This is a genomic window from Leptolyngbya sp. FACHB-711 (genome assembly GCF_014695615.1).
In the GTDB taxonomy this organism is placed as follows: Bacteria; Cyanobacteriota; Cyanobacteriia; order Elainellales; family Elainellaceae; genus Leptolyngbya_A.
Genome location: NZ_JACJOR010000306.1, coordinates 1 through 7,216, shown reverse-complemented (window position 1 = coordinate 7,216; position 7,216 = coordinate 1). Strand labels below are relative to the sequence as shown.

Annotated in this window: 7 protein-coding genes; all 7 read right to left on the bottom strand. The window is 51.4% G+C overall.

The window, feature by feature from the left end:
- On the bottom strand, nucleotides 1–316 hold a 316-nt coding region (locus tag H6F80_RS12340), incomplete at its 3' end, for a hypothetical protein (protein WP_190791846.1).
- A 316-nt stretch (nucleotides 317–632) separates the two neighbouring features.
- The gene (locus H6F80_RS12335) at nucleotides 633–2,537 is read right to left on the bottom strand and encodes a thiamine pyrophosphate-binding protein (protein WP_190791845.1); all 1,905 of its coding nucleotides are present in this window, start codon (nucleotides 2,535–2,537) and stop codon (nucleotides 633–635) included.
- A 253-nt stretch (nucleotides 2,538–2,790) separates the two neighbouring features.
- Nucleotides 2,791–4,050, bottom strand: coding sequence for a beta-ketoacyl-ACP synthase II (gene fabF, locus H6F80_RS12330; RefSeq protein ID WP_190791844.1), 1,260 nt, complete (start codon nucleotides 4,048–4,050; stop codon nucleotides 2,791–2,793).
- A gap of 224 nt (nucleotides 4,051–4,274) precedes the next feature.
- Nucleotides 4,275–4,520 carry an acyl carrier protein gene (gene acpP / locus H6F80_RS12325; protein WP_190791843.1) on the bottom strand — a complete coding sequence of 82 codons (246 nt, stop codon included), beginning with the start codon at nucleotides 4,518–4,520 and terminating at the stop codon, nucleotides 4,275–4,277.
- 300 nt (nucleotides 4,521–4,820) lie between these two features.
- Nucleotides 4,821–5,876 carry an ABC transporter permease gene (locus tag H6F80_RS12320; RefSeq protein ID WP_190791842.1) on the bottom strand — a complete coding sequence of 352 codons (1,056 nt, stop codon included), beginning with the start codon at nucleotides 5,874–5,876 and terminating at the stop codon, nucleotides 4,821–4,823.
- A gap of 75 nt (nucleotides 5,877–5,951) precedes the next feature.
- Entirely contained in the window at nucleotides 5,952–6,464 is a 513-nt protein-coding gene (locus H6F80_RS12315; protein ID WP_190791841.1) for an adenine phosphoribosyltransferase, read from the bottom strand.
- 166 nt (nucleotides 6,465–6,630) lie between these two features.
- Nucleotides 6,631–7,216, bottom strand: a 586-nt coding sequence (gene corA, locus H6F80_RS12310) for a magnesium/cobalt transporter CorA (RefSeq protein ID WP_190791840.1), incomplete at its 5' end; no start/stop codon positions are given.

Below are 7,216 nucleotides of genomic sequence, written 5' to 3'. Positions count from 1 at the left end.
TAAGAACACCCTTATTCTCAATATGAGCAGCAAAAGTATTCCATTGTATGCCCCACACATGGTTAACAACAAAAACTTGGTGTAGTTCCTCTAATGTTTGGAGATATCTATCGATCTTTGGTTTATTTCTTATGCTCCTTGCTTCTTCCTCAGCCTTGTTTAAAAGCTCATAAAAATCTACAATATTTTGAGGTTGCTCGCTAAGCTTCATTGCCTTGAGTAAAATGGGTCCAGACAGTTGCTTCCTATCTCCTTCAGTAACTGCTTCAGTAAGCGTTTCTTCCAGTCGTCGAAGTGCGTTAGATTGTTGCAGCATTTGCTTTAGGAAATATAGAGAAAATTCGATACCAAATACATTATAGGTATTTAAGATAAAGTGGCAGAGTAAGGCTATCTGTAGCAGTCTAATACCTGTAGTGCAAAAAACTGTTATAAAACCACTGGTAACGTTGCAAAAACTGTTAACAGTCCGACTAATAACGTTGATTTGCGATCGCCCCAAAAAATTTCTTGCAAAAAACTGCCTCCCATTTCTGAGAAGCAGTCTTGAGGATTAATTTAGATTTGTGCTGAGACTCTTTCAGACGATCGCCCCCACTTTCCCAGAAAGACGATCGCCCTACTAAATCTGATTAACCAATCAACGATTTCACCTTCTTGATAATGCCATCGGGATCGATGCCCTGATGCGGGTACTGTTCCCATAAGCCGCCGCAGCCTTCTTCGTAAGTGCCGATGTGGGCATATTTAGGCGTATAGCTACGCTCCAGCAACCAGGTTCCAAAGCGGCTGCCCAGTCCAGTTCTGCGGTTGAAGGGTTCGGTGACGAGAACGAAGGGAGCTTTGCCGATTTTTGCCATCATTTCTTCGTCTACCACATTCAGCGTCGATTTGTTGATCACGCCGACCTCGATGCCTTCCTGCTTCAGACGTTCTGCAGCATCCACCGCGCGATAGAGCGAGTCGCCAAAGGTAACAATGTAACCCGCGCTGCCGTCGCGCACCAGTTCATCTTTGCCGGGAACGAACTGATAGTTGCCCGCAAACATTTCGTTGCCGTTCGCGTCCAGGATCATCGGCGTTTTCGATCGCGTCGAGAAGATAAACCGCATTCCCTTATTAAAGAACACCGATTCGACGCAGGCTTTCATCTGGTTCGCGTCTGCTGGGAAATAAAGGCGCGTTTCGTAGCCGTCGTCCAGCCCGTTGTCGGCAAAGAAGTTGTTGAGTCCGAAGTGGCAGGTGTTGTCTGCCATGTCATCGATGCCAGAGTGGGAGAAGTGGCACAGCAGATTCGAGTAATTGAGCCGTGCCATCGTGATTTCCGAGATACACATCTCCAGGAAAGCGGCAAAGGTGGCAAAAATGCCCTGCTTGCCTTCTTCCATACCAAAGCCCGCCGCTGCGGACAAATTGCCCCGCTCCATAATCCCTGAGGGAATGAAGACTTCGGGGTGGGCATCGTGGATTTTCTTCAGACCACAGGAACCTTCCAGGTCGCTGTCGATCACGACTACTTTAGATTTGCGCTCTTCTTCGCTCATCCGTCCCAGCACGGTTACAACCGCATCCCCGAAGACATTCCGGTTGGAGTCCCACTTGTCGCTAACACCCTGGAAGGCGTATTCGTGCTTCGGCTTCTGGATGTTGTTGAGGTAATCGACGGCTGCCTGGTGTCCGTGCTCTTGCAAGTAAGTGAGTGCCAGCTTCACCGAGATTACGTCATGCCCGTGGTTGGAGCCTTCCAGCCCGGTAATGCCGGGGCACATCGGACGCTTATTGATCACGGCGATCGGTCCGGGTGTGTTAATTGCCTCGCAAATCCGGCTATAGAGTCCGTCAATGTCTTCGCCGTCGCCTTCCAGCACTTTCATGCCGTGTCCTTCCAGCGTTTTGCGAACGCTAAATCCGGGCAAATACTGCGAGGGGTGTCCGGCGATCGTCACATCATTATCGTCAATCAGCAGCTTCACGTTGAGGTGCTGTGCCACTGCCAGCCTTGCCGCTTCTGCGTCGTTGCCTTCCTGCTGCGAACCGTCTGAACCGAGACAGAAGACCGCTTTGCCAGGATGCGCCAATGCTACACCGTTCACATAGGGCCACATATGTCCCAATCGACCTGAACTGAACTGCACGCCCGGAGTTAACCCCAGTTCCGGGTGTCCGGGTAGCTTCGAGTTTGCCTGACGATAGTTCACCAACTGTTCCGCAGGCATTTGACCGCGCAGGACAGACATTAGATATTGTGTCCCCACCCGGTGTCCGGCTTCGTCAAAGAAAATCGGCACAAACTGATTGGGCTGACTGCGAAACAGCGCATCTAGAATTACCACTTCCGGCACGGTGTCATAGGGTCCACCCGTGTGTCCGCCCATTCCAGTTGCGGCTCCGGTTGCAGTAAAAAAGACGATCGCATCACGACAAAGCTGGATATTGGCTTTAAGTGCTTCCCGCTGCTCGTCAGTCAGGGTCGAATTTTGAGGATCAAGCTGAACGGTTTTATAGGCACTGAGATCGATCGGAAAAGCAGTAGTCATGACAGGTTTAAAGGCAGGTGTAAGGGTGGACTTAAAAGAGGGCTTAGACTCACAGACTTCATTGCTTGCAAAAATTTCTTATGGGGTGGGTGTCCTCCCCTGCCCATTGCAACATCTCTCGATACTCACCAGACCGTTAAGATGCCTCCTGGACTAGGCGGGCAAGATGCCTACCCCACAATAAGTAGCTAGAGATTTGTCTCCTCAAGTGGGCAGGCAAGATGCCCACCACAAGAAGGCTGATTCAGGTTTCTTAGCCGTGATATTTGCGGAACGCTAGGGTCACATTGTGTCCGCCAAAGCCAAAGGAATTGGACAGCGCAACTTCTACTTTCTGCGATCGGCTCGCATTTGCCACGTAGTCCAGGTCACAAGCCGGATCGGGATTTTCCAGATTGATCGTGGGAGGTAGCTTGTCGTGATAAACCGCCAGTGCGGTTGCCACTCCTTCAATGCCGCCGGAGCCGCCGAGCAGGTGTCCGGTCATCGACTTCGTAGAGCTAATTGCCACTGTATGAGCAGTTTCACCCAGCGCAGTCTTGATCGCTGCCGTCTCAGTCGAATCGTTGGCAGGCGTACTGGTGCCGTGGGCGTTGATGTAGTGAACCTGGTCGGGAGTAATGCCTGCATCCTTAAGGGCAAGCTGAATTGCTCTCGCTGCGCCTTCGCCGCCCGGAACTGGAGAGGTCATGTGATAGGCATCGCAGGTCATGCCGTAGCCGATGATTTCGCCGTAGATTTTTGCCCCTCGGCTCAGGGCATGTTCTAATTCTTCCAGGATCAAAATTCCTGCGCCTTCGCCCATCACAAAGCCATCGCGACCGATATCAAACGGACGACAGGCATGAACGGGGTCATCGTTGCGGGTGGAGAGTGCCTTGCAAGCCGCAAACCCTGCCAGCGATAGGGGAGTTACGGCTGCTTCTGTGCCACCGCAGATCATTGCCTGAGCATAGCCGCGCTGCACCAGTCGAAAGGCATCGCCGATCGCATTCGATCCTGCCGCGCAAGCCGTAACGGTGCAGTTATTCGGACCTTTTGCGCCCGTGTGAATTGCCGTTAACCCGGCTGCCATGTTCGCGATCATCATCGGAACCATGAAGGGGCTACAGCGATCGGGGCCGCGATTGAGGTAAATCTCCTGCTGGTCCTCCATCACCTTTAAGCCACCGATGCCCGTCCCGATCACCACGCCGACTTGCTCGGCATTCAGGTCATTAATCACAAATCCGGCATCTGCAAGGGCTTGCTTGCTGGCGGCAACCGCAAACTGGGCAAAGCGATCCATCCGCTTGGCTTCCTTGCGATCCATATAGTCCTGGGGGTCAAATCCCTTGACCTCACCCGCAATGCGACAGTCGTGCTTAGACGCATCAAACAACGTGATCGGACCAATGCCATTCCGACCGCTCAGCAACCCCTCCCAGTACTCCGCCAGGGTATTGCCGATCGGGGTGATTGCGCCCAGACCCGTCACTACAACCCGCTTGAGTTCAGAACCTAAATTTGTCATGACAGCAGCTTCAAGGGTTTAATCTACCCGGAATGCACAACAGTAAACTCAGACAGTTAATTTCAAACAGTGAAATTGAGAAGTAAACCTGTAAGGCTTAGCAAGAAATTCAGCGAAAACAGAACTTAATAACAGACCGAATCAATAACAGACTGAATAATAAATGGGCTGGAGCAGTCCGGTCAGCAACAGCGCCCAACCCTTCTTTTTGCCAGTCGATCGCCTTAAGCAGCCGCTTTGTCCTGGATGTATTTCACAGCAGATCCTACCGTTGCAATGCCTTCAGCCGCTTCGTCAGGAATCTCAATATCAAATTCTTCTTCCAGTGCCATCACTAGCTCAACCGTATCCAGTGAATCCGCGCCCAAGTCATTGGCAAAGCTTGCTTCCGAAGTTACTTGCTCCGGATCAACGCTCAACTGGTCTGCCACAATTTTCTTCACTTTGTCAAAAATTTCTTGCTCGCTCATACGTTCCCTTTGCCAAGATGCGACTTTCTATACAGTTGCCTAACTGTTGCAATCCACTCCTCACCTGATCGGCAAGGCTTTCGCCCTGAGTTAAGACCTACGTTAGAGCGATCGAAGAGTCAGGCATCTCTTCATCTTACTTGAAAGGGGACGGGATGAAGCAGCGCACAAGCGCGAAGCATTTGTGCCAAAAATCGCAAAGATTTGCAAAAGGCATTGCTTTGAAATACAAAAAGACACGAATACTTTTACTTTGCCCTTTAGCCCCAATGGCTTCGTCAATCGTTTCTGGCTGCCGTGCTAGTTCATATCGGTCAGCTTAATGCGTGGATCAACCACCTTCAAAAGCAAATCCGCCAGCAGGTTGCCCAGAATCAGCAAAAACGCACCCATGATCAGACTCGCCATCACCAGATACAGATCCTTTGCCTGCACCGCCTGAAGAATTAATCGTCCCAGTCCGGGCCAGTTGAAATAGTTTTCGGTGATAAAGGAACCGCCCAGCAGTCCTGCAAACTCAAAGCCCAGCAGCGTCACCAGCGGATTGACCGCATTTCGCAGCGCGTGGACGTAAATTACTCGATTTTCGGGCAGCCCCTTTGCCCGTGCGGTTTGAATATAGTCTTGCCGCAGCACGTCCAGCAGTTCGCCGCGCATAATCCGCTGAAGCCCGGCAAAGCTGGTGATACTGAGTGCCAGCGTCGGCAAAATCATGTGCCAGGCAATATCAAGAATTTTGCCGATCGGGGTCAGATCTGCATGATCGATGCTCGTCATCCCCCCCACCGGAAACAGCGGCGAAGTCACCTGCGCGAAGAATAGCAGCAGTAATCCGGTAATCAGCGTCGGAAAGCCCTGCCCGATATAGCTAATCACTCGCAGGAAGCGATCGGCTTTTCGATTTTGCTGCACCGCCCCCACGATGCCCATCGGAATCGCAATCGTCCAGGTCAAGATCAAAGAAGCGATCGAGAGCAGCAGCGTTGCGGGAATCCGCTCCCATAAAATCTCCGTCACTGGACGCTGAGCATAGGCAAAACTCACGCCAAAATCTAGCCGGGTGAAAATCTGCCGCACCCAGAGAAAATATTGCTCCACGATGGGCTTATCCAGCCCAAACTGCTGCTGAAACTGTTTCAGAGTTTCCTCCGAAATCTGCGGATTGTCCCGCAAGTTGTCCAAAAAACTGCCCGGCGAAAGCTGAATCACAAAAAAGCTGAGTGCCGAAGCGAGCAGCAGCGTAATCAACGCTTGAAGCAGCCGCTTGACCACATAGCCGACTGTTTCACTGGTGAAGAAAGCAACGATCGAGCCGTACAGCGATCGGGCACGTTGAGGGAAAGAGGAGGAGGTCATAGGGAGAGGAGGGGGTGAGGGGAGGGAGTGACTCACCAGATGATTTGCCTGTTAGTTCCTCATTGTAATGATTTACTAATACTGCACCAGCGTGACGATCGGGGCTTTGGGCAAATTCTCCCGTCCCTTCAGGTCAACCAGTTCAATGATGAAGGCATAGGCAGCGATTTCACAGCCCGTTTTCTGGATGAGCTGAGCGGTTGCTCCAGCCGTGCCTCCGGTGGCAATCAGGTCATCGACGATCAGCACTTTTGCGCCGTCGTGCAGGGCATCCTGGTGCATTTCCAGGCGATCGGTTCCGTATTCGAGGGCATATTCGATTGTGTGAACCGCAGCAGGGAGCTTACCGGGTTTGCGAACCGGAATGAAACCAACTCCCATGCGATAGGCAAGCGGTGCGCCAAAGATAAACCCTCGTGATTCCATGCCGACCACATAATCGACTGCAAAACCAGCGCATTTATCTGCCAGGGTGTCGATCGTGTAGCGCAAGCCTTCCGGGTTTCGCAGCAACGTGGTGATGTCTTTAAATAGAATGCCGGGTTTCGGAAAGTCAGGAATTTCGCGGATTAGAGACTGCAGATCCATAGAGTTTTCGGAGTTCTTCTAAAATTCGGGCTTGCAGTTTGAGATCCTATCATTCTTAGTCGAGCGGTCTTTGATTTCAGTGAACGATTCTGTTTTCGATCGCTTTAGGAGCTTTCCAGTGATCCGCTTACCAATCACTCGGCAGGGAAAACTGCTTCGCATCGCGCTACTCCTTGATGCCTGAGAAATTCTCAAACCAGCCACGTCGATAAAAATAGAAGATCAGAGCTGCCGCAATAACCGCCATTACTGCAAGACAGACAGGATAGCCCCAGTACCAGTTCAGCTCCGGCATGTTCAGTGGCGATTTTTCAGTATTGAAGTTCATCCCGTAGATCCCGACAATAAAGGTGAGGGGAATAAAAACGGTCGAAATCATCGTCAGCAGCTTCATCACTTCATTCATGCGGTTGCCAACCGAAGAAACATACACATCCATCAGGCTCGATGCCACTTCTCGATAGGTTTCCACCATATCTAGAACCTGAACGGCATGGTCATAGCAGTCTCGCAAGTACACCTGCACCTCGCTGCTGACTAAATCATTGCTGTCGCGAATCAAAACGCTGATTGCGTCTCGCTGGGGCCAAATGGCACGCCGCAGGGCTAACAGTTCTCGCTTAATTCGGTGAATCTTTTCCAGACTTTGCCGGGTGGGATTAGAGACAACCTCATCCTCCAGCTCCTCAAGTGCTTCACCGTAGGCCTCTAGAACTGGAAAGAAGCCATCGATCAACGCGTCGAGCAGGGCA